The organism is Duodenibacillus massiliensis, assembly GCF_900128485.1.
GTDB classification, from domain to species: domain Bacteria; phylum Pseudomonadota; class Gammaproteobacteria; order Burkholderiales; family Burkholderiaceae_F; genus Duodenibacillus; species Duodenibacillus massiliensis.
The window spans coordinates 126,008-146,986 of the sequence record NZ_LT635860.1 but is presented as its reverse complement, the minus strand read 5'-3'; the positions used below and the strand labels follow the sequence as shown (position 1 = coordinate 146,986).

Genomic DNA, 20,979 nt, shown 5'->3' with positions numbered 1-20,979 from the left:
GAAACATCCGATTCTACGAAGGTTTCCCGCGCTTTGAATGGTTTAGGGTTGCTTTTCACGGATCATGACGAGTTCCGGGACAAAAACGCCGTCCACCACGCCCTGAGCCAAAAGCCGCGTCACAATCTTCGTCATCGTCTTCCCCATACGCCCAGGGGAGGTCCTCGTCCTCATCCTCATCATCGTCCTTCCATGGGTCGAAGACGTCATCCCCGCCGTCATCGAACGTTTCCTCATCGTCATCGGGTTTTTCTTCGTCCTCATGGAACTTTTCTTCGTCTTTACCGGCCTGAGCTTCCTCGTTTTCGGTCAAGGGATCGTGCTCATTGCCGAAAAGAATGACGGAGGCAGGCACATACGGAGCCTGTACGGCTTCGTCTGCCGGCTTGTTCTTTTTGGTTTCTTCTGTCTTTTTCATCCGGTTACCTCACGTTTTGTACAAGTGTTATTGTGAGGCACACTGCATCATTTAACGTCGCTTACGGACGGTTTTCCATGTTCTTTTCAGGCGTTAAAAAACCGCCTCAAAGAAGGCGGTCACGGGACTTTCGCCCCCTTCAGAAATCAGTCGGACATACCGCCTCCCAACGCCCGGCGGTTTGCAGCAGCCCAGGCTGAGACGAGCGAGGTATCTGCAAGGTAATTCTCAGGGTTCTCACCGGTAAGCCACGCCGCTTCAAAGGGAATAGCCCGGCCCTGAGCCTTACCTTCTTCAGTGGCAAGCCGCATGTACCACTGCGCAGTCTGAAAACCCAATGAGCGGCTGCCGCTGTGAACCGTCAGCCAGAACCGCCCCTCACCGTCACGGCCGAGCTCGATGAAGTGGTTGCCTCCGCCGAGCGTTCCGAAGGCCCGCTCAACATCTGCCGTGATGTGTCCGGCTCATCTGAGGGCTGACAAATCGACCGACGCAGCCTGAGGCAGTGCTTTATCCCTTATCCACGTTCCCGCGGGGATTCTTTCCGAAACGATACGGTCAAGTTTTCCGCATTCAGCCCTCACGCCGGTTACTTGAGCACAGGTTACACCGCAGCCGATATCCACGCCAACAAGCCCGGGGATGACGGCGTCATTCACCGTCATTGTGAGGCCCACGGACCGATTTTCCCCGGGTGCATATCGGGCATCATCCGCACACGCGCTCCGTGATGCGGCAACTGATCACAGATCCAGCCCACCTGCCCGAGAACGGAAGCTTCCGGCATCTCATAGCCGTCCGTTCTGACTGCGCCCGATAAATGAGGGCCGATGTCTGAGCCCCCTTAACGATCATTGTCTGCATCATTCTTTCCGACAAACACTGCATAACACAACAAAGCCGCACTCTGAGCAAAATCAGCTCAAGCCCGCGGGCAACGGGAAAAAGGACGCCAGGGGATCAGCGTCGACCGTGCGTCTTAGCGCCTGCGCCCTGAGGGTGAGCACCTGGCCCTGCCCCATGGACAGGAAGGGGTGCCGGGGCACTTTCTTCGTGTCGGAAGCCCGGTCACGGCGGACGAAGGCAGCTCCCGAGAGATGTGCCGCAAGCGCCGCAAGAATCCACTTGTCAGCGGTTCTCACCCAAAATACAAAGAGGTTCTTCTCCGGGCATTCATAATGAAACAGAAACTTTCGCAGAATCTCAGAGACAAGCGCCGCATCCGTTTCGCTGCTGCACTGAACCTCATAGGGAACGCCGCAGCAAACTGCAGCAAGGGAGCGGGCATAACCGGCAACCTTGCCAGCACACGGGGCATCATGCATCTTTGCGGTTTCTTCAAAAAAACGGGCAACCCAAACCGCCTCATCCGCAGCAAAAGGAACGGCATTTCTGCTTTTTGCACCGAGCCTGCAGCGCGCTCTTTCACTGCAGACGATCCTGCCCAAAAATACGCGGCATACGCTTCAAGCACAGTTGCCGGCACGCTTTCAACCGCCACGGCGTCCGCGGCAAAGGATTTCGCGGCAATGAGACTTTCAAACGCCTCCCGCCAGGAATCCTCTGCTCCGTCAATGAGGCCGGCGGCCCGACAGTAAGCGGGAATCCGCTCGTCTGCATCCTGCTCTGACAAAAGCACTTCAAGCGCTGCAAAATGCGCGTCCTGCTTCTTTCCGGGCCGGGAGAACAGGGCTTCCGTCACAGCTTCCCAGTCGTAAGACTGATCCTCCGCCCGGAAATCGCAGCGGCATGCCGCAGCAGCCGCTCTCTTTGCATCGTCCGGCTGTTCTTCTCATGTAATGACCGTCACCGCCCAGCCGACCACCGTCAAAACCGAGACAAAGTCCGTGCCGCGACGGTCGTTTTCCGGCAGAAAATATGCCGCCAGAGGATCCGGCGCTTCATTGCACAAAGGTTCCCTGCCGGACTCAGGGCCAGTCGTTGCGCCGTTCACCCGTTCAATCTGAAAAATGCCGGCCGTATGTGCCGCCAACGAGGCCATCACGGCAACCGCATTGCCTCCGGCATCCCCGGTGTCTTCAACCAGAAAGATCCCTTTCGTATCCGTGGTCCCCGGGAATGAAAAACCGAAATGCGCCAGAAACCTCCGCAGCAACCGTACTTCCGCAAAATACGTTGAGCGCACGCGCCAGCGCTGGCTCCTCGCCCTGTCCGTAATCAGGCCGTCAAAATAAAACCCGCTTTTTGAGGCGAGTCTCTTCCATAACGCCTGCTTTTCGTCCGATACGCGCGTCAAAAAGCCGAAGGCATCCGCTGCCTCGGCCCGGGCCGGTAAGCCGTCTCAAAGTAATCGAGCACAAAGGCAACGACGCAGGACTGCTCCGGAAGGTTTTGTGCAGCTTTTACGTCACCTGAGGTCAGTGCTGCTTTCACGGCCCGGGCGTCTTTCTCAGTCTCCGCGTCTGTGCTCATGCCCGGCAGAAAAGCAGCGAGCACGCGCTTTTGCACCTCTGTTGCGCCGATACACGCGAGAAGCGAGAGGCCCGCCAAAACCGCACGGGTATCAAACCCCGTTTTCAAACGCTTGTCTGTCGTCATTCAATGTGTCACTTTTTTCCTTTCTATGGACAATCATTATCTGAAGGACTGCGACACAAAATGTCGCGTGAAAACGCGGAAAATTTTGAAGCGGGCTCAAGGACTCTGTAACGCCTGCACCGGGCTTTGGCTACACTGCAGCCGTCCCGGTTTTTCCCGCACTAACAGCCCGTCATGCGCCTTCTGAAATTTCTTTTCATTGCTTCTCCGGCCACAGCCCTCGCGGTCGTCGGCGCGCATTACGTGCTTTTTGACCGCTATGACTATTTGGCGGAGGCTGCCGTGCGTGATCCGGAAAACTACTGTCAGACGCTTTTTACGGAAAAGAATTACAGGGATTTCGCTGACTACGTGGCGTTTTACGCCTCGGTGCCGGGCCTCACCCCGACACCCGCAATGGAAAAACTCGCGGAAGAAGCCCAAGCGATCCGCAGTGATCCGTCCTATATCGCCAAAGAAACAGCGGCCGGCTTTTTCCTGGGAGAAAGTCATGAGGACTACGGGAGAGCGGCTCAGGCCGCCAGCGAATTTTTCCTTGTGGGCGACATCCGCGACATTTACACGGCCGGTACTAAACTCGCCGGCAACCAAAGCCTTACGGAACCTGAGAGCTTTACGGCCGCGCTTTCAGCAGTCAGCCTTGCCGTTGCCGCAGCCAGTATCGGCCCACAGGCAACTGCAGGAACCGCCGCCAAAGGCGGGATTGCGGTTTTAAAGGTCGCCAACCGCGCCCGCAAACTCTCGGCGGGCTTTATCCGGGAGCTTTCCGCTGCCGCAGCCAAACCGGCTGTTCTCAAAACACTGGCAGGGCCTTTAGCGGAAATCGCGGCCTTTACCCGAAAGTACGGCGTTGCGCCGGCACTGGAAGTTCTCGCCCGTACGCCGAGGCTTGAAGACGCGCCGCGCGCGATCCGCTCGGCGCTGAGCTTGGGCGAAGATATGCCGGGCCTTCTTAAATTCGGCGGGCCCGACGTTTTTGCGGCCGTCAACCGCTGCGGAAAGACGGCCGTCAAAGAGGCGGCGGTCTACGGCGACGGCGCCGTGAGGCTTCTTGACAAAGTGCCCGCCGCTCGGCTTATGAAAGACGCCGCGCACTACACGAAAATCACCACGAAGGCCGCCTGGAAAACGCTCGGACTCATTTTGTCCGTGGCCTCCTGGCTTTTCTCAGCGCTCACAGGGATTCTCTGGATAACAAAAGCCGCCTTCCGATTGATAAGAAGGCGGCCCGAAAAAGCAACCGAAAAAAGCAGTTAGCCGATCGACTTGATGACGTGCTTCACAACCCCGAAGCAGACCCATTCGTCACCGTCACCGGGGAAGATGTCGTCGTACAGACCGGAGCTGTTTTCCGGGTGCAGGTAAATCTTTCCTCTTTTCTTCATGAAGCGCTTCACGGTGAATTCGTTGTTGACCTGCATGATCACGATGTCACCGGGCTTTTCCGTGACGCTGCGGTCCACGACAAGCAGATCCCCTTCATCGATTCCCGCTTCAATCATCGATTCGCCCTTGGCCTTCAGTACAAAGGTCGAGGCGGCATTGGTGATCAGAAGATCGTTAAAGTCGATACTCTCACCCTGATACTGTTCGGCCGGCGACGGGAAACCGGCCTGCACCGCGGAGTACCCCGAAGGCACCTTCACATGAGTCTTCACCTTCACCGGAATCAGACCGTCAGGCTTAGAGACGCCTGAGGCGAGCTTGGGATCAGCTGCCATTGCCTGATTAAGCACATCACGGAACCAGATGGCGCCGCCCAGTGCCCTGAAACTCGTAACCTGCTCAACACTTAAACGCACCGTCGCGGTTTCGGTCATGGCCTTGTCGCACATGGGCTTGCGGCCTGCGCCGGGACGGCGTCCGCCCCAGGTCCCCTTCACGCGTCCGGTTGTCTTGCTGATCGTTTTGGCCTGCGCCTTTGCGGTTGTCTGTTTCATAGAAATTCCGCGAGGAAACCCGCGTCTTCAGACGCGGGAGGAATCGCGGCCCTCCTTTCTCAGTTCAGTTAAAAACATCTTTCGCTTCTCAAGAAGCGAAAGTTTCTTGTAGGAAATACCAGCAGAAATCTTTGTACCGTCCAGATAGCGCACATCGAATGCACCCGAGGAGCGTCTGCCAAAAATAAAGCCGCCTTCCCCTTTGCACAGCACCTTGTCAAAGAGCCTGAAGCCGTGCACTAGGTACGGAGCCTGATGGCGCTTGCGCACACCGCCTTTGAGAATCGTCTGCTTGTGGATCTTGCGATTGTGGCGGCGCGTCTGTTTCTGAAACAGGTATTCGCCCCGACGTTTTGCGTCGAGGACGCCAGCAATGCAGAAACCGCCCGCGCAATGCGTCTTCGGCAAGCCCTCGACGATGCGCTTGTGTTTGGTCAGATACCCGTAGGTATTCGTGACAGGCAATTCGGGATGGCGCTCGCGCAGGCGGTTGAGCACCGTCCAACGCATGATGCCCATGAAAGTCTCTGCCCTGAAAGAAGCGCCGCGCCGGGGACTGAACTGCTTCAACTTGCCTGCGTGATACGCCTTGTGGCACGCTTCACAGAGCGTGATGAGGTTACCCGGCGCGTCGCCTCCCGTTTTCCGACTCTCAATGTGATGCACGTTGAGAATCAGATCTTTCGATCTGCCTTTGCAGGCTTGGCAAACGTGACCGTCGCGGAACAGCACATATTCGCGCACGTTCCAAAAGCCAAGCTGCTCGCCCTGCTGATAGTCCGTGCCTTCGACTTCGGGATTCTTGATCTTCTGAATGTCGAAGGATGCGGTTTCAATCACGATTTTGGTGATCGGAAGCACTCGGCAAACCGCTTCAATGCGCGATATGTGCGCCTGAATGCGGTTCTCCACGGATGGCGCAAGCCACCCCTTGTGCTTCGATCGAACGCGATTATCAAAACGCGGCGCACAGCAGCGGGTCTTGCGGTTGCGTCGGGCGCGGCGAAGTGTCAAGCGATTCGAGAGCAAGCCCGTCACGTCCTGCCGCAGCTCGACCTCGGAAGCCAACAACTCTTCCTTGGCGGTCGTTGCGCTCAGGCCGACGTGCTTGTAGCCCGCATCCACACCCAAGGTGATCGGCTGCTTGGTTTCGCCCGTCGGCACCGTCAGTTGAATCACAAAGGGCGTTCGGCGCACAGGCACGGCCTTCCCGGCCCGAAGGAGCTTACGCGCCTTGGGCGGGGAGCACGGCATGAGCGGTTGCCCGCGCATATTCAACACAAAAACTTTCAAAGTGTTCTCCATTGACGGATACCTCACGGGCTCCGTCTGCTCGACCTTGCGGTCGGTGCTGATCCTTCGCCAATGTTGGAAGGGGTTTGTTGTCTGAAGCACCGCTCCTACCTCTCAGAGCTTTTAACCGCAGACCGCAGAGCGCGGGACTAGGATCGACATCCCGCGGTGCCTGTTTGCGTCCCGTCTTGCGACGGAACGGATTCCCAACCAGCGGAGTCCGTCCGAAAACGGACTGAGGCTAGTCAACCAAGACTTGTTGCCAAGCCTCTGACTTCAGTCAGGGGTAGTTGACAGTAATCTGCCCGTCGATTTTTGAATAAGCCCTTAACTTTCAAATAATATCCGAATTTTCAGTCCTTTGCATCCATGCACTACCTTTTCAAAACAACCTTCCGGAGGTAAACTTGAAAAAGATTAACCGTAAGGACAGAAGCAACCGTGTACGCGCTCATTGACGGCAACACCTTCTACGCCTCCTGCGAGCGCGTCTTTAACCCGGCGCTCAGAGGCCGGCCCGTCGTGGTTTTAAGCAACAACGACGGCTGCATCGTGACGCTCACCGCAGAAGCGAAGGCCCTGGGGCTCAAACGCGGCACACCGCTTTTTAAGGTCAGAGACGTCATCGAGAAAAATGCGGTCGAAGTCTTTTCGAGTAACTACGAGCTTTACGGCGACATGTCCTCGCGCATGATGCGCACGATCGCATCGCTTGTGCCCGCCATTGAGGTCTACTCTATTGACGAATGTTTTGCCGACGTCACCGGCATTGAATCCGTGACCGAACTCGGGCGGATGATCCGCAGCCGCGTTTTAAAGTGGGTGGGCATTCCCACCTGCGTGGGGATTGCCCCCACCAAGACACTCGCCAAACTCAGTAACCACATCGCCAAACGTTACCGCATCTTTGAGGGTGTTTTTAACTGGACGGAACTCACGCCCGAGCGGCAGGAAAAAGCGCTCTCCACGATCCCCGCGGGCGACGTCTGGGGCGTGGGCCGTCAGATTTCCGCGGCACTTGAAACGATGGGCATCACCACCGCCCTTGATCTTAAAAACGCCGATGAAGCCCTCATCCGCAGGCGCTTCGGGGTGACGCTTATAAGAACCCAAAAGGAACTTGCGGGCACGCCCTGCATCGGCTTTGAACCCGTTGCCGCCGACCGCAAACAGATCTGCTGCTCACGCTCTTTTGCACAAAACTGCAGTGACGCCGATGCCGTTGCCTCGGCGCTTGCGGTTCACGCCGCTCAGGCCGCAAGGTGCTTAAGGCAGCAGCACTGCCGGGCTTTGGCCGTCAGTGTGTTTGTCCTTTCCAACACCTTTAACCCCCGCCAGAAGCAACACGTGATTCACGCAACGACGGTGTTTAAGTACGCCACCGCCGACACCGCGCGCATCACGCACGCCGCGTGCGAGATGATGCGCGCTCGTTTTGTGCGCGGCGTGGGGTACAAAAAGGCAGGGATTATTCTCTCCGAACTTATGCCCGAGGGCACACCTGAGCCCCTCGATCTCTTTGACACACCGTCCCCGGAGCAGGAGCGGCGGGAAAAACTCATGCAGGTATTAGACAGCCTGACGTCGCGCTACGGCGTAAGTCCCCTTAAAACCGCCGTCAGCACCCTCTCCTCGGGCGCCGCCATGCGCCGTGAGCGGCTCTCACGCTGCTACACGACGCGTATTGCCGACGTGCTCACGGCAAATTAAGCACGCCGGCACGTTGCCCGCTTTTGTCTTACTTCAGCTTAGCAGCCTGCTCTCCCGCCACCATGCCGGTAACACCCGCGTAGACATAGGCTTCGCCCGAGCGGCATCCGGTGCCGAAATGTTCACCGAAGGCAACGGCACCCCCCGCAAAAATGCCCTTGGCAATAGGTCGGCCAAGCGGCGTCACTTCGCTCTTTTCGTTAATCGTAATGCCGCCCACGGTTTCGATCATCACGGGCTTAACCTGCAGAGCGTAAAACGGCGCCTTGAGTTCTTTCTGATAGACCGTGCGGCCGAAGCGGTCGCGGCGCTTCTCTGCCGGCAGCCGCGTAACGGCGTTGTGCTCTTCGATATCGGCCTTAAGCCCATCTACCGGACAGCCGATGTGTTTGGCAAGCGCCTCGTAGGAATCGCACTTTGCGGCTACGCCCGCTTCGATCATCTTCGCGACCACAGGGTGCAGCTCGGGCGTCACAATTTCCCAGACCGTCTTTTGCTTGAGCATATCGATGTTGGTCTGGGTGTAGATGACATTTTCATAGAATTTCCACGAGGAAACCTGCGGCTTGAGCCGCAGGAGGAATCGCGGCTGTTTTTATTTTAAAAAAACACTGCTGTCCAAAACGAAAACAAGTTAAAAGCGCGCGCGAGGCCTCAGCTAACAACTGGGGCCAATTTTTTAGGGTAAGAAAAAATCGGATCTCAATGGGAAAGGTGCGCTGAAAAGAATCATGGTGGCGGTGAATGTCAAGTGATCTTTCGCCGATTTTGTTCTTAAAAAGTAGGTTGTAGTCTGAGCTCAGTGAGGGCTTTGCCCTCTCCGCCTTCGGCGGATTCACCCAGAGTTTTTTGGCCCGTAGAAAAACCTTTGATGCAGCTGTGCTGCACCGTTCGCTCGGAGAGGTCGGCAGGCCGGCAGAATGAGCCTCCTCAGGCAGGAGGAGTCCGAGCCTGAGGCCCGCGGGAAACCGTTGAACGCCCTGTTGCAGCAACAGCGGGGCGTTTGTTCAAGCTGCCTTGGCATGCTTTTCCTCCAACTGCCCATTTTCGGGGTTAAGCCACACCTCTTTGATCGGCGTACAGTTCAGCACTCTCCTGGTGATCCAGCGCTCCGGATGGCGTCTGCGAGCCTCCAGCATCGTCTCCCTGCGTCGGCGCAGCACCTCCGCGTCCTCGCCGCGATAGCGCTGCCCCGGCGTTACCATGCGGATGCCGCGGTGTCTGTGGTGCTCGTTGTAGTGGTCTACAAAGCCCTGCACCCATTGCTCAGCTTCCTCAGCATTGTCGAAGCCGTCACGAGGGTACAGGTAATCGCCGCTGTACTTGAGCGTACGGAAGAAGGACTCCGAATACGGATTGTCGTTGCTGACTCGCGGACGACTGTGCGAGAAGGTAATTCCGTTCTTCTCAAGCAAAGCCAAAGTGGGAGCGGCCTTCATGCTCGCACCATTGTCTGAGTGCACGACAAGCTGTCCAGGCTTGATTCCGTACCGCCTGAAGGCATCCCCGAGAAAGCGCGCGGCGAAGTCGGCATTATCAGCCTCGAATACCCTGGCGCTCACAACCATGCGGCTGTAGACGTCGACAATGACATACGCGTAGTAGAACCTGCCTGTGTACTTGCTCGAGCGCAGATAGGTGATGTCCCAGGTCCACACCTCGTTTGGCTTCTCTGCCTGTAGGCAGTCGGCTTGCTGCGCCGGCGGGCTTCCCGGGTAGGCGCACGGCGTGCGTTCAATCCCCGTGCCCTGAAGAGACGGTAAAGCGTTGAGAGAGAGCACCAGTACTCCTTGTTTTCATCGAGCAGCTTGTAGAAGGCCTGCGTCAGACTAAGATCCCGCACATCGGCTTTGCAGAAGCGATCTACGATCTGCTCACGCAGGTCCTCAGGGATTTGCCGTGGGCTCGTAAAGTTGCTGCGGTCTAGCCGGCCATCACCATCCGGTGCATGCCGCCAGTTCTGCAGCGTCCGTGGGGTAATGCCGACTGCCTCGCAGGATTGCCTCTGCGACAGTCCTTTCGATTGACCGAGTTCGACCAGCGAAACGATTTCCTGGCGATCATGGGCACTGATCAACTTTCCTTTACCCCCCAGATCGCCTCGGCTTTTTTTGACAACATCAGCATCGTTGCAGCATCGGCTAATGTTTTGTCTTTTCTGGCGATTTCTCGGTCCTTCCTGGCATTTTCCTTCTTGAGTTCAGACATGGCCGACATCTGAGCATCATGGAGCTTCTTGTCAACCGCATCCGGATGATTGTTAAACCATTCGGCCCAGGCATCGACTGTGGAGGCGAGGTAGCCATGCTTGCGGCAGAACTGGCCGAAGGCAGTCTCGCTCATGATTTCTTTGGCAACGACTGCGGTGTGGGCTTGAAGGTAGGTCACTCCTTTAGGGAGCTTGAGGCTGGTCATGAGCTTGGGATTTCCTTTGTTGGGCAGCGTGCCGCAGACTGCTTGCTCTCTGGCAATCTTGAGCCAGTACGAGATCGTTGATTTGCCGATCGAGTACCGCTTCACGGCTTCAGAGATGCTGAGCTCCTTGCTCAGCAGGCGCGCTACGACGTTGTCTTTGAACTCCTGCGAATATCGCATGTTTTGCCACTCCGTGAAAGGTTGAAGGGGTGGCGAAAGGTAGTATGACATCTAATGGGGTGGTCGCGTATATTTGAAGCTTCCACACTACAAATTAGCGCGCCACCATGAATTCGGTCGGACTGCATGTCTTTGCGCAACTACTGAAGGTGTTGCCCATGGACACATTTGAAGCCATTGCGGCAAAGTATCCGCTCAAGCCTTGTAACTCGCGGAAGTTTACGCCACGGGATTATTTCACGGCCATGTTGTTTGGACAACTGTCAGGAGCCAGTTCCTTGCGGGAAGTGGTGCTCGGCATGGCAATAGCCGGTGAAAAGATTGTTCACACCGGGGCTAAGTTCATGAAAAGAACCACCTTGGCTTATAACAACAATCACTCCAATCCCCTGATCTTCAAGGACTTCTATTTTGCTGTTCTGGAGCAGTTTCGCTGCGAACTTGGCCATAAAAAACAAGCTCAATTTGATAAGCCGCTCTTCTCGATTGAGTCCTCAACAATCAGCCTCGGCTGCAAGCTTTATGGCTGGGCGAACTTTCGGCGGCACAAGAAGGGAATCAAAGTCCATACCGGACTGTCCAATGAGCTGGGACTCCCCGAAGTCGTTGTTATGACGGTGGCCAAGAAAGCGGACGTCAGGTGCGCCGAAGCCGTCATCGAGCAACTGCCTCAGGAGGCCATTATCGTAATGGATCGGGGATATAACGATTACCGCCTGTTCAACTGGATTGACAAAAGAAATACGGTGTTTGTTACCCGGCTAAAAAAGAACGCTGCTCATACACCGATCGATGAAAGCACCATGGTCGGAGAAGGCAACTACTGGTCCGACTATCACATTACCTTTACCGGCGAGGCCGCCAAGGAAGTCTGCGGCGAAAAGAAGTGGCGGGTGGTTCGGTACTTCAATACGATCGAAGATCGTTGGTTTGAATTCATTACGAATGATTTCGACAGCCCTGCTGAAACGATTGCAGAGCTTTACCGCGAGAGATGGAAGGTGGAGCTCTTCTTGAAAAAAGCTCAAGCAAAACACGGTGGTCAAGGCATACTTCGGAACAACGGAAAACGCTGTCCACAGTCAGGTGTGGATTGCTTTGATTGCGACATTGTTGCTGCAAATCTTGTTTCAGCGTAGCCGTGACCACAGGTATTTCAGCACTTTTAACTGGGTTGTGAGGCAGAGTCTTTGGAAATACATCCGCTTGGAACAAATCCTGAATCCGTCAATCCTCGGCCGAGATGAGCCAGAGGCTTCCTGTGAGGAATCTCCGCAGATGGAGCTTCCATTCGGAAAAGTAGGCCCCCTAAAACCGAAAATTTGCGTTTTCTCTTTTAAATCAACAAACTATTTTTTGATGCACAAATCCGTTTTGGACAGTAGTGAAAGAATTTACTTCTTCCCGTCGGATTTATTGCCTTGCCCTGGTTAAGGAAGGCGGGGTAAAAAGCTTTGCAGGGTTTTGTAAACAACACCCCGTCTGAAGACGGGGGCTTTATTGTAACCGCATCACACGGCCCAACATAAGGCTGGTTTACATCAGCCCCTGTGCTGACAGCTGTCGGCACAGACCCTGCAGGTTGCGGCTCGCATTCAAGTCGCTGTGCGCAAGGTGACCACATTGGCTGCATCGGAACCCGTGCTTATGGCGTTTGCCCGGTGCCCCGCACTGTGAGCATGTCTGGCTTGTATAGCGCGGATCCAGGAAAACACACCGGATTCCAGCGGCTGCCGCTTTGTAAACAATCATCTCCTGCAACTCACGGAAAGACCAGCGGTGCAGTCGGCTTCTGATGCGTTTCCCGGCCTTGATGTGATCCCGGATATGCGTCAGGTCTTCCAGGGCGATTAACTTGATACCCCGCTTTGCGGCTTCCTGCACAATCTCTTTGCTTACAACGTTATTGACATGCGTCACATGGCGTCTTTCTCGGCCTGAGGCTTTTTTCAGGTGCTGTCTGGCACTCTGAGAGCCGTTGCGCTGAAGACGCTTTCTCTGACTCATATATCGGTCTCTTTTATCCTTTAATGCTCCTGCTTTCCAAATACGGCCCGTGCTGACGGCCGCAATATTGTTCTCGCCGACATCAATACCCATGATCTCGTCGGCTTTCAGATTCTTTAAATGCTCTTCGCCCGAACAACCTTGGGACTCCACAGCGATGTGAAGCTCCCAAAACGCTTCTTTCCGGCCTCTCCGGGGATGCAGAACAAGGTTGCACTCCTTACGCTTTCCCGAAGCCAGCAACTCTTTTTGAAAAGGGCCGGGGAACAGACGTGCCCGAATCCGACCGCTGATGGTTGAAATTGAAACAGTGCCGTCAGGGAAAAATGTCAGCGTGTTCTTGTCGACGTGAACCGAGGGGTGCCTGAACACCAGCGTCTTGAGCTTCTTGTCCTTACTTTTGAGCTGCGCCGGATGATTGGCAAGCTCCGTCTTGTAGGCTGCCGACACCGAGCGGATGACGTTACAGGCATACTGGCTGCCGAGATCCGGAAATTTTGCCTTGATCTTGTCATAAACTGCGTGATGCAGTGTGAAACGCTGCCAGAGCCTCTTCGTGCGGTCCGCCGCTACTGTCGGAACTACAAAGTTACACACCTGCGCATAGAGTCTCTGCGTCGCTACGAGCTTTTCGTGTGCTGCCGGATCGAGTAGTTCCAGCCGAACGCAGGCTGTGCGGACACACTTGCCGCTCCCCTCAACGCGTCTAACGCCGTCCGCGGATGTGTTCAGTCCTTTCGATGTAGCTTTTGATCGTTTCTGCACTGACACTGCCAGCTGTTCCGACGTAGTAAGAAAGCGACCAAAGATGGCCTACCCAAAGTTCATTTTTGAGTTCCGGATGCCGCATCAGAAGCATCCTTGCACTGGCACCCTTCAATACTCTCACCGCGACGGCAATGCTGACGGACGGCGGAAAACTGACAAACAGGTGCAGGTGATCCGGCTGAATCTCCAAAGAAAGAATCTCATACTTTCTTTCAGCGCATATGCTTTCAAGCAACTCACGCAGAGACTGCGCAACACCACCCCTGAGAACGGATTTCCTGTACCGGGGGCACCATACCATATGGTAAGCTGTCTGATAGACGCAGTTTCTGCTGTGAACGATGTTTAGCATAGTGCGTATGGTACCAATTTTTTAAAATAAAAACAGCCGCGATTCCTCCTGCGGCTCAAGCCGCAGGTTTCCTCGCGGAAATTCTATGAAACCCCGGATACGGCACATTTATTCAGCGGCTGCGACCGCTTTGGTTGAAGTGTTGCGGCATCGCGCCGGGTACTTCAGTCCCGCCTGAACTTAACGTTGGTTACAGGCTTATCAACGTGCACTCACAAAGGAGCACAGGAAAGAACTTCAGTTGGCGGAAAGTATAAACCATGGCCGAACCGGCCCCGGACAGCCAATCAATAAGCATTCCTTTTCAAAACAGCAAACCAGCGAAAACCACGCGCAGACACCCGCAAAGTCATGAACGGCGGGCGTTCCGGACCTCTTCTGGCACCTTGGTTTTCCGGTCTTGTTCCTTTTTATTCTCAGGGATAACCCCCCCCCAGGCTATTGATTTTTGCGGTTTTCTTGTTAAGGCAAATTAACTAAACCGATAATGAGGTTGCCTGAGTTGAAAGGCCCGCCGGCGGTTCCTTTTTCATTCCGCAAGAGTTTTAAGGAACATGACTACACCGGCGGCACAAAAGAATTTAGTTTGGAGATCTCCTCATTATGAAAAAGACAGTTGCTGCAGTCGCTGTTCTCGGCGCTTTCGCCGGTTCTGCTCTCGCTGCTGATGTCACGCTCTATGGTGTGGTCGATGCCGGTTTGGTCTACACGCATCTTGACCAGGACGTCCAGGGCGTTGACGCCACCGATAAGTTTGAAATGAAGTCCGGCAACCAGGCCGGTTCCCGCTGGGGCCTCAAGGGCGTTGAAGATCTGGGCAACGGCGTCCAGGTCGGCTTCATCCTTGAAAGCGGCTTCAACGTTGACGACGGTTCTTTCCGTACCGCCGACACGCTCTTTGATCGTGAAGCATCTCTGTTCGTTCAGGGCAGCTTCGGTAAGGTTGCTTTCGGTAAGCTCGGCTCGATCGTCCAGGGTGTGTCTTCCTGGGGTAAGGTTGGTTCTGTTTCCGCCTTCGGCACGTCCTTCGGCAACTACGCCGCTCAGGCCGGTGCGATCTTCGCAACGTCGACCGTTTACGACAACATGATCGCTTACTCGACTCCGTCCTTCGGCGGCGTCACGGTTTACGCTCAGTACAGCATGGGTAAGTCTCAGTCTGAGCCCACGATGGTTGAAAACGAATCCTCCACGGATCGTTACTACGCTATCGGCGCTGAATACGCTAACGGCCCTGCCAAGCTCTTCTTCGCTGTTGACTCCACGAACTACGCTTCCTGGACGCCCGATGCTACCGGTGAGTACAGCGCCAAGGATACCGATGACAGCCTGACCGTTACCCTCGGCGGTAACTACGACTTCAACGTCGCCAAGCTCTACGCCGGTGTTCAGTACTTCGACGAAGTGGCCGGCAAGTGGATCGGCGCTTCCGCCAACAAGCCGGGCAAGGTTAAGGGCTGGGCCGCCACGGTTTCCGCCAGCGCTCCTGTTGCCGGCGGCAATGCAATGCTCGGTGTCGGCTACACGGACGCCAGCGCTGCTGACAGCGTGACCGACAACGGCAATTCCGCTCATGACTTCGACCTCTCCCGCTGGGTTGTTTCTGCCGGTTACACCTACAACCTGAGCAAGCGCACCAACCTCTACGGTGTGGCTTCCTACATGCAGGACAAGCTTGAACCTTCCGCCGCAGGCGATAAAGACGTCAAGCCCACGGCCACCACGGTCATGGTTGGTCTGCGTCACCGCTTCTAAAAGTCGAGTTCTCTCCAAAAGCTTGACTTAGCTAGAAGGCAGCGCCCTCGGTTCGAAAGAACCGGGGGCGTTGTCTATCTGCAGGCAACGCAGACCGGAGAGACAGTCTGCCACAAAACCTGACTTTTAAAGCAAACTAACTTTTTGAGAGCCCGTAAAGCCGCACGGGCTCTTATTTTTGCGCCTTTTTCTGAATTATTTTCTTGTTGTATTCCGTTGTCTTTCCTGATATAATTTCATTAGAAAATCAAGGTCTCTATGGGGAAGGACTATGTTCGTAAAAATCACCAAAAGCGGCAACGGCAAGTTCTCCTATGTGAAACTCGTGGAAGGGTATCGGGACGAGAAAGGCCGGGTGCGGCACCGCACCGTCAAAACCCTGGGACGCCTTGATGAACTGACAGCCAACGATCCCGACTATCTGGAAAATCTCAAACAGCAGTCCGGCAGTGAACGTGCGAGCAAAAAGCAGGCCGTTGCAGCCCTTCGGGCCCAGACGGCCGAAGCGGTGGCGCAGGTCCTTGGGCAAAGTGAGAGTCCGGCAGAGGACTTTCCTCTGCTTCGGTATGGTCACTATGCACTAAAGCAAATCTGGAATAAGACCTTGTGCTTGCCCCGCAAATTTGATTACCTGCAAAGCGAGCTCAATCAGAAAGTGCAGTTCAGCTTCAATGCCGCCGCTTCTTTCATGATTTTCAGAAAAGCCATGAGACCGAGTTCTGTGTTGGCCGGTTTCCATGATCAGGATGAGTATCTCGGCGCTCCGCTGCAGGGAATCTCTCTGCAGGCCTGCTACAGGACGCTTGATTTTCTGAAAGAGAACAAGGATGAGATTTTCAACTGGGTCAACCGTCAGATGGACAAGCACTACGGTACTGACAGAGCCACGCTTGTTTTTTATGACGTCACCAATGCGTATTTTGAGGCACCTCTGACAGATGCCGAGATGGAAAACTACCACCAGGATTTTCTGGACAAACTGAAGGCTGCTGCTGAGCAGGCCCGCGCAGAAAAAGAACTTCCGGAAGAGTGTTTTGACGATGACGGCTCCGTTCTGCCGGACACTCTGCCGCAGGACTTCATCGATGCCGTGGCTGATGATCACAATCCTGAATTTTTGAGAATGCGCGGTCCCTCAAAGGAACACCGCTCGGATCTGCCGCTGGTATCCATTGCTCTGGTCATTGACAAGAATGGTTTTCCGATGGACTTTGAGGTTTTCAAAGGCAACAGCTCCGAGTACAGAACCATGGAATCCACCATCAGAAAACTCAAGGATAAATACAACATCGGTCATGCCATTGTTGTTGCCGACAGAGGACTCAATTCAGCTGAAAATCTGTTGATGCTCCAGCGGCTTGAGCTGGGCTACCTGGTGGCCCAAAAAGTGAGTAATCTCAATGACGAAACACTCAAGCAGATGCTTGATCTGTCGGCCTATCAATCGATTAACGACAAAGATCCTGAAAGCAACAAATACCGCGTTATTGAGGACTGGGAGCGCACCGGCAAGAGCGGCTCAGTCAAATGTTCACTGGTTCTGACCTGGAGCGAAAAACGTAAGCGCCGCGATGAAAAATTGCTTGAGATCTGGGCTGATTTGATCCGCAAAAGAAGCGGGCAGGAACTTAAAACAAGAAAGCCGGCTTGGGCAGGTATCGCCACCACCGATACTAAGGAAAAGAAGCAGGTGATCACCGGTATTGACGAAAGCGCCTTGGCAGAGCGCAAAGCGCTCTGCGGGTTTGCTGCTGTTGTTTATGACGAGTACTGCATTGAGCGGACGGAAATGGCTGACGAGCAGGAGAACAAAGCAAGGGAAGCAGCATCAGGTGCCGAGGTAAATCAGCCGGTTGACAAGGGAGAACGGATACTGAAAACGGGCAAGGAAATCGCCTCGATGTACCACTGCCTGAATCAGATTGAAACGTGCTTCCGGATCATGAAATCCAACATCGGCTTGCGCCCGATGTACGTCTGGACTTCCAGCCATATTTACGGCCATATTACGGCTTGTGTACTGGCCCTGTTGCTGCTGAGGCTGCTGCAGGACAAACTGAAAAAGCAGGGAACGCCAATCAGCATTGACACACTGTGCCGTGAACTGCACGACTCAACCGTGATGGCTCAAATCATCGATGACAACCAAATCACCTTCTACCGGTGCGGCTTTGGTCCGAAGCTGCGCAAAGGAAATGAGTTGCTGACAGAAGAAGAACTTGGTGCTCAGTACGTTGCCGGCAAAGCACGCAACCACAAAGCTGACATCCTGCAGGCCTGCGGCCTGTCGCTGCCGCCTCGGGTGTGCTCGAGGCCGGAACTTGCCTCCTGCCTCGGCACCCGCTTCCCCACCAATCGCTCCGCCGTACCCATGCTCCGTGAACTGGGACAGCGGTAGAAGTACAACAAGAAAATAATCAAAACCAGCCGTTAGACCTTGTGGTTACTGGTTTTGTCGATTTTCTGCTTTAAAACTCAGGTGAGCAAAGTGGCGATGGTTGCCTGCCGTGCGCAAAGTTCTTTCAGACGCCCCTCACGGCACCAGCGGCGTACTGTGCTCACGCTGACGCCTAAAACAGCGGCAAGTTGTCCTATACTGAGCAGGCTGTGGAGTTTTGCATCGCAACCTCCGTTGGTGAGGTTACACGTCTCATTGTTCCGTAAATGGACAGCTTTGGATAAATTATCCGTGGCTAGCAGTTAACCCTTCTGCTTCTGCCGTCTCTATTGTTATGAACGCGAAACTCGCCTCCCAATATGCCCGAGTCATCATTGACGCACCGCTGCCCGTTCTGNCCTGAACTTCCCAAAAAATTTGCACTCAAACACCGGCACGGGTGATTATTTCCCCAAAAAGGTCATCATCTCCTGATAGGTCTTCCGGCTGGTTCTGAGAGCCGCGGCGATGTTGGCTGCCTGCACCTCTTCCTTTTCTTTCTGCAGGGCAAGCAACTTTTCAGCCCATGCGTTGTATCGAGCTTCCGCCGCCAGGAGCTTCTCCTGCGCCAACGCAATTTTCGCTTCAATCGACGTCACAGATTTCATTCTCGGCATCATCGTCCTCTTCGGGTTCATTGTTGTCTTTTTGATTGGCGGCCGCTGCGGCCAGTGACGCTGCTATCGATGCTGCCCCCCTGCGGACATCATCTTCATTCATGCCAAAGCAACTGAGGATGATTTTCTGCGTTCTTGTTACGGCGTGGTCCAGCCCATAAAGTCCGCTTTGCCGTCTCACAAGTTCAATTTTTTCCAGCTCTTTCAGGGCCGCAGGCACTGTCAGAAAATTCTTTCTTTTCTCGGTTCTGAGCATTTCCTCTTTGAGCAGGATGTAGAACCGGTTGCGGATGATCAGGGCAATAAACTCAATGAAAAANTACGGCTTGTGTACTGGCCCTGTTGCTGCTGAGGCTGCTGCAGGACAAACTGAAAAAGCAGGGAACGCCAATCAGCATTGACACACTGTGCCGTGAACTGCACGACTCAACCGTGATGGCTCAAATCATCGATGACAACCAAATCACCTTCTACCGGTGCGGCTTTGGCCCGAAGCTACGCAAAGGAAATGAGTTGCTGACAGAAGAAGAACTTGGTGCTCAGTACGTTGCCGGCAAAGCACGCAACCACAAAGCTGACATCCTGCAGGCCTGCGGCCTATCGCTGCCGCCTCGGGTGTGCTCGAGGCCGGAACTTGCCTCCTGCCTCGGCACCCGCTTCCCCACCAATCGCTCCGCCGTACCCATGCTCCGTGAACTGGGACAGCGGTAGAAGTACAACAAGAAAATAATCAAAACCAGCCGTTAGTCCTTGTGGTTACTGGTTTTGTCGATTTTCTGCTTTAAAACTCAGGAACCGGGGGCGTTGTCTATCTGCAGGCAACGCAGACCGGAGAGACAGTCTGCCACAAAAAAGCGATCGGCACGAACGAGCGGAGACGACCGCATGGGCTCGGACTTTACGCTTTCCAAAACAACGGCGCGTGCGTTTCGCGTCGGAGCACGCCTCACGGGCACCACGCGCAAGGTCTTTATCTGGCGTGCGGGCCTGGCCTGGGAACACGTTGCGGGCAGCAAAGCCGAATCGCGTGTGAACGGACTGTCCCTTGACGTCCCCGCACGTCAGGGCAACACCGGCATTGCCGAACTCACGGTGTCCGTCAAACCCACGGCGCAGTCAAACTGGTCCTTTGAGGTGGGCATCAAGGGCTATGCCGGCGACCGTGAGGGCGCCTCGGGGAACCTGATGGTGCGAAAAGCCTTCTGAAGAAGTCTGAATCTCAGGCATTGCCAACGCCTTACTTCAGGGGTTTGGTTCAGGAGGCAAGGCGAACCAGACACGGATGAATCAGATGCTCCGTCAATTCCTGCGGAACGGGCTCAGGCACCGGCCCACATAACAGGTATTGTCCGGATGGCGGAAGATTCCCACCTTGCGGCTCAGCGACAACAGGGTTCTTTCGCAAACCACAAGCCGGTCCTAAAATGTAAGAACTTGTTTTTCTTTTGAGCAGCTGCTCCCCACGAAAACACTTTCTTCAAGAATCGGGCTTTTCTGCCTGCCGGTTCTGATCCTTTCCGGCTGCGCCTCCGTTCCGGATGCAACGCAATACGATGATCCCGTGGATTACGTCAACCACTACTACGAACGGGACCGTGTTCCTCCGCGCGGTCAGATCTCTGTCATTGCTCTGGATAACCGGCTTTTGAGTTGTTATGGAGCGTGAGGAATTGACACAGTTGGTGCGTTAACTGTGTCAGTTCTGACGGTAAATGGGCGTTAAAAGCTGATACGCACGTGCGCTTAAAAAAGATGCAAAAGGGCGTCAATAGCAGATACAGAAGTGCGTTAAAAAATGATGCCGTCTGTCTGATAAAAAGAGACACAGCAGGTGCAGTAAAAACTAACGCTGTGGTGCGTCAGAAATTAACACTCTTGAGCGTGGGCAGGCCGCCGCACCGGCCTCAGCCGAGGCGGCGGCAAATTCGCTATTCAGTTGTCATTTTCTTGGCAAATGTGGCTTTGTCAGGACCTGAACTTCCCAAAAAATTTGCACTCAAACACCGGCATGGGTGATTATTTCCCCAAAAAGGTCATCATCTCCTGATAGGTCTTCCGGCTGGTTCTGAGAGCCGCGGCGATGTTGGCTGCCTGCACCTCTTCCTTTTCTTTCTGCAGGGCAAGCAACTTTTCAGCCCATGCGTTGTATCGAGCTTCCGCCGCCAGGAGCTTCTCCTGCGCCAACGCAATTTTCGCTTCAATCGACGTCACAGATTTCATTCTCGGCATCATCGTCCTCTTCGGGTTCATTGTTGTCTTTTTGATTGGCGGCCGCTGCGGCCAGTGACGCTGCTATCGATGCTGCCCCCCTGCGGACATCATCTTCATTCATGCCAAAGCAACTGAGGATGATTTTCTGCGTTCTTGTTACGGCGTGGTCCAGCCCATAAAGTCCGCTTTGCCGTCTCACAAGTTCAATTTTTTCCAGCTCTTTCAGGGCCGCAGGCACTGTCAGAAAATTCTTTCTTTTCTCGGTTCTGAGCATTTCCTCTTTGAGCAGGATGTAGAACCGGTTGCGGATGATCAGG

25 protein-coding genes (1 of these 25 running past the window's edge) are annotated in these 20,979 nt (G+C 54.7%); 8 read left to right on the top strand and 17 right to left on the bottom strand.

What is annotated here, in order from left to right:
- Nucleotides 1–55: 55 nt before the first annotated feature.
- The 6 genes from BQ7486_RS06245 to BQ7486_RS06225 all read right to left on the bottom strand — a co-directional run bounded on the left by BQ7486_RS06245 (nt 56) and on the right by BQ7486_RS06225 (nt 2,977).
- The gene (locus BQ7486_RS06245; protein WP_074009376.1) at nt 56–418 is read right to left on the bottom strand and encodes a hypothetical protein; all 363 of its coding nucleotides are present in this window, start codon (nt 416–418) and stop codon (nt 56–58) included.
- Between the two features lie 146 nt (nt 419–564).
- Nucleotides 565–873 (bottom strand): RtcB family protein, encoded by a 309-nt coding sequence (locus BQ7486_RS11445; RefSeq protein ID WP_084765735.1) that lies wholly within the window; start codon nt 871–873, stop codon nt 565–567.
- A gap of 206 nt (nt 874–1,079) precedes the next feature.
- Nucleotides 1,080–1,205, bottom strand: coding sequence for a hypothetical protein (locus tag BQ7486_RS12380; protein WP_022373668.1), 126 nt, complete (start codon nt 1,203–1,205; stop codon nt 1,080–1,082).
- Between the two features lie 130 nt (nt 1,206–1,335).
- On the bottom strand, nt 1,336–1,743 hold the full coding sequence (locus tag BQ7486_RS06235; protein WP_022373669.1) for a hypothetical protein: 408 nt from the start codon (nt 1,741–1,743) through the stop codon (nt 1,336–1,338).
- A gap of 467 nt (nt 1,744–2,210) precedes the next feature.
- Nucleotides 2,211–2,675 (bottom strand): hypothetical protein, encoded by a 465-nt coding sequence (locus tag BQ7486_RS06230; protein ID WP_074009373.1) that lies wholly within the window; start codon nt 2,673–2,675, stop codon nt 2,211–2,213.
- Nucleotides 2,672–2,977 carry a hypothetical protein gene (locus BQ7486_RS06225; RefSeq protein ID WP_074009372.1) on the bottom strand — a complete coding sequence of 102 codons (306 nt, stop codon included), beginning with the start codon at nt 2,975–2,977 and terminating at the stop codon, nt 2,672–2,674. Before BQ7486_RS06225 ends, BQ7486_RS06230 begins: the two co-directional genes overlap by 4 nt.
- 174 nt (nt 2,978–3,151) lie before the next feature.
- On the opposite strand from BQ7486_RS06225, the gene BQ7486_RS06220 reads away from it, so the two are divergent.
- A complete protein-coding gene (locus tag BQ7486_RS06220) occupies nt 3,152–4,234 on the top strand; it encodes a hypothetical protein (protein WP_074009371.1) in 1,083 nt (360 codons plus the stop codon).
- Here the strand turns inward: BQ7486_RS06220 and BQ7486_RS06215 are convergent.
- Nucleotides 4,231–4,917: a LexA family protein gene (locus BQ7486_RS06215; RefSeq protein ID WP_022373672.1), complete on the bottom strand. Its 687-nt coding sequence runs from the start codon at nt 4,915–4,917 to the stop codon at nt 4,231–4,233. The genes BQ7486_RS06220 and BQ7486_RS06215 overlap by 4 nt on opposite strands.
- 27 nt (nt 4,918–4,944) lie before the next feature.
- Nucleotides 4,945–6,222: an RNA-guided endonuclease IscB gene (gene iscB / locus BQ7486_RS06210; RefSeq protein WP_204207002.1), complete on the bottom strand. Its 1,278-nt coding sequence runs from the start codon at nt 6,220–6,222 to the stop codon at nt 4,945–4,947.
- A gap of 429 nt (nt 6,223–6,651) precedes the next feature.
- Here iscB and BQ7486_RS06205 point away from each other — a divergent pair, with 429 nt between their 5' ends.
- Nucleotides 6,652–7,920, top strand: coding sequence for a Y-family DNA polymerase (locus tag BQ7486_RS06205; RefSeq protein ID WP_074009369.1), 1,269 nt, complete (start codon nt 6,652–6,654; stop codon nt 7,918–7,920).
- Between the two features lie 28 nt (nt 7,921–7,948).
- On the opposite strand, the gene BQ7486_RS06200 is transcribed toward BQ7486_RS06205, so the two are convergent.
- The 3 genes from BQ7486_RS06200 to BQ7486_RS06185 all read right to left on the bottom strand — a co-directional run bounded on the left by BQ7486_RS06200 (nt 7,949) and on the right by BQ7486_RS06185 (nt 10,515).
- A complete protein-coding gene (locus BQ7486_RS06200; RefSeq protein ID WP_074009368.1) occupies nt 7,949–8,425 on the bottom strand; it encodes an FAD-binding protein in 477 nt (158 codons plus the stop codon).
- 502 nt (nt 8,426–8,927) lie between these two features.
- Nucleotides 8,928–9,701, bottom strand: coding sequence for a DDE-type integrase/transposase/recombinase (locus tag BQ7486_RS06190; RefSeq protein ID WP_268874080.1), 774 nt, complete (start codon nt 9,699–9,701; stop codon nt 8,928–8,930).
- A 292-nt stretch (nt 9,702–9,993) separates the two neighbouring features.
- On the bottom strand, nt 9,994–10,515 hold the full coding sequence (locus BQ7486_RS06185; protein ID WP_074009366.1) for a hypothetical protein: 522 nt from the start codon (nt 10,513–10,515) through the stop codon (nt 9,994–9,996).
- 107 nt (nt 10,516–10,622) lie between these two features.
- On the opposite strand from BQ7486_RS06185, the gene BQ7486_RS06180 reads away from it, so the two are divergent.
- Nucleotides 10,623–11,654: an IS4 family transposase gene (locus BQ7486_RS06180; protein WP_074009365.1), complete on the top strand. Its 1,032-nt coding sequence runs from the start codon at nt 10,623–10,625 to the stop codon at nt 11,652–11,654.
- Nucleotides 11,655–12,051: 397 nt separating this feature from the next.
- Here BQ7486_RS06180 and BQ7486_RS06175 read toward each other — a convergent pair whose 3' ends face one another.
- The gene (locus BQ7486_RS06175; protein WP_235836747.1) at nt 12,052–13,119 is read right to left on the bottom strand and encodes an RNA-guided endonuclease InsQ/TnpB family protein; all 1,068 of its coding nucleotides are present in this window, start codon (nt 13,117–13,119) and stop codon (nt 12,052–12,054) included.
- Nucleotides 13,120–13,228: 109 nt separating this feature from the next.
- Nucleotides 13,229–13,642 (bottom strand): IS200/IS605 family transposase, encoded by a 414-nt coding sequence (tnpA, locus tag BQ7486_RS06170; RefSeq protein WP_074009555.1) that lies wholly within the window; start codon nt 13,640–13,642, stop codon nt 13,229–13,231.
- A gap of 603 nt (nt 13,643–14,245) precedes the next feature.
- Between tnpA and BQ7486_RS06165 the strand changes: the two genes are divergently transcribed.
- Nucleotides 14,246–15,397: a porin gene (locus tag BQ7486_RS06165; RefSeq protein WP_074009364.1), complete on the top strand. Its 1,152-nt coding sequence runs from the start codon at nt 14,246–14,248 to the stop codon at nt 15,395–15,397.
- A gap of 271 nt (nt 15,398–15,668) precedes the next feature.
- Entirely contained in the window at nt 15,669–17,795 is a 2,127-nt protein-coding gene (locus BQ7486_RS06160) for an IS1634 family transposase (RefSeq protein ID WP_074009363.1), read from the top strand.
- A 77-nt stretch (nt 17,796–17,872) separates the two neighbouring features.
- Here BQ7486_RS06160 and BQ7486_RS12490 read toward each other — a convergent pair whose 3' ends face one another.
- Nucleotides 17,873–17,992, bottom strand: a complete 120-nt coding sequence (locus tag BQ7486_RS12490) for a helix-turn-helix domain-containing protein (RefSeq protein WP_420865541.1) — start codon at nt 17,990–17,992, stop codon at nt 17,873–17,875.
- Nucleotides 17,993–18,238: 246 nt separating this feature from the next.
- Nucleotides 18,239–18,442: a hypothetical protein gene (locus BQ7486_RS06150; protein WP_074009362.1), complete on the bottom strand. Its 204-nt coding sequence runs from the start codon at nt 18,440–18,442 to the stop codon at nt 18,239–18,241.
- 522 nt (nt 18,443–18,964) lie between these two features.
- Here BQ7486_RS06150 and BQ7486_RS11660 point away from each other — a divergent pair.
- Together BQ7486_RS11660 and BQ7486_RS06135 are read left to right on the top strand one after the other, a co-directional pair.
- Nucleotides 18,965–19,162: a hypothetical protein gene (locus BQ7486_RS11660; protein ID WP_143183076.1), complete on the top strand. Its 198-nt coding sequence runs from the start codon at nt 18,965–18,967 to the stop codon at nt 19,160–19,162.
- 174 nt (nt 19,163–19,336) lie between these two features.
- On the top strand, nt 19,337–19,657 hold the full coding sequence (locus BQ7486_RS06135) for a hypothetical protein (RefSeq protein ID WP_084765730.1): 321 nt from the start codon (nt 19,337–19,339) through the stop codon (nt 19,655–19,657).
- Nucleotides 19,658–20,467: 810 nt separating this feature from the next.
- Here BQ7486_RS06135 and BQ7486_RS06130 read toward each other — a convergent pair.
- Both BQ7486_RS06130 and BQ7486_RS12375 read right to left on the bottom strand, forming a co-directional pair.
- The gene (locus BQ7486_RS06130; RefSeq protein WP_074009362.1) at nt 20,468–20,671 is read right to left on the bottom strand and encodes a hypothetical protein; all 204 of its coding nucleotides are present in this window, start codon (nt 20,669–20,671) and stop codon (nt 20,468–20,470) included.
- A complete protein-coding gene (locus tag BQ7486_RS12375; protein ID WP_268874076.1) occupies nt 20,649–20,783 on the bottom strand; it encodes a hypothetical protein in 135 nt (44 codons plus the stop codon). The genes BQ7486_RS06130 and BQ7486_RS12375 overlap by 23 nt, the downstream gene beginning before the upstream one ends.
- Nucleotides 20,784–20,970: 187 nt before the next feature.
- Here BQ7486_RS12375 and BQ7486_RS06120 point away from each other — a divergent pair, with 187 nt between their 5' ends.
- Nucleotides 20,971–20,979, top strand: the 5' end (the start) of a protein-coding gene (locus tag BQ7486_RS06120; protein WP_074009357.1) for an ISL3 family transposase. 948 nt of this gene lie beyond the right edge of the window; only the first 9 of its 957 coding nucleotides appear in the window; the start codon lies at nt 20,971–20,973; its stop codon lies off the right edge, out of view.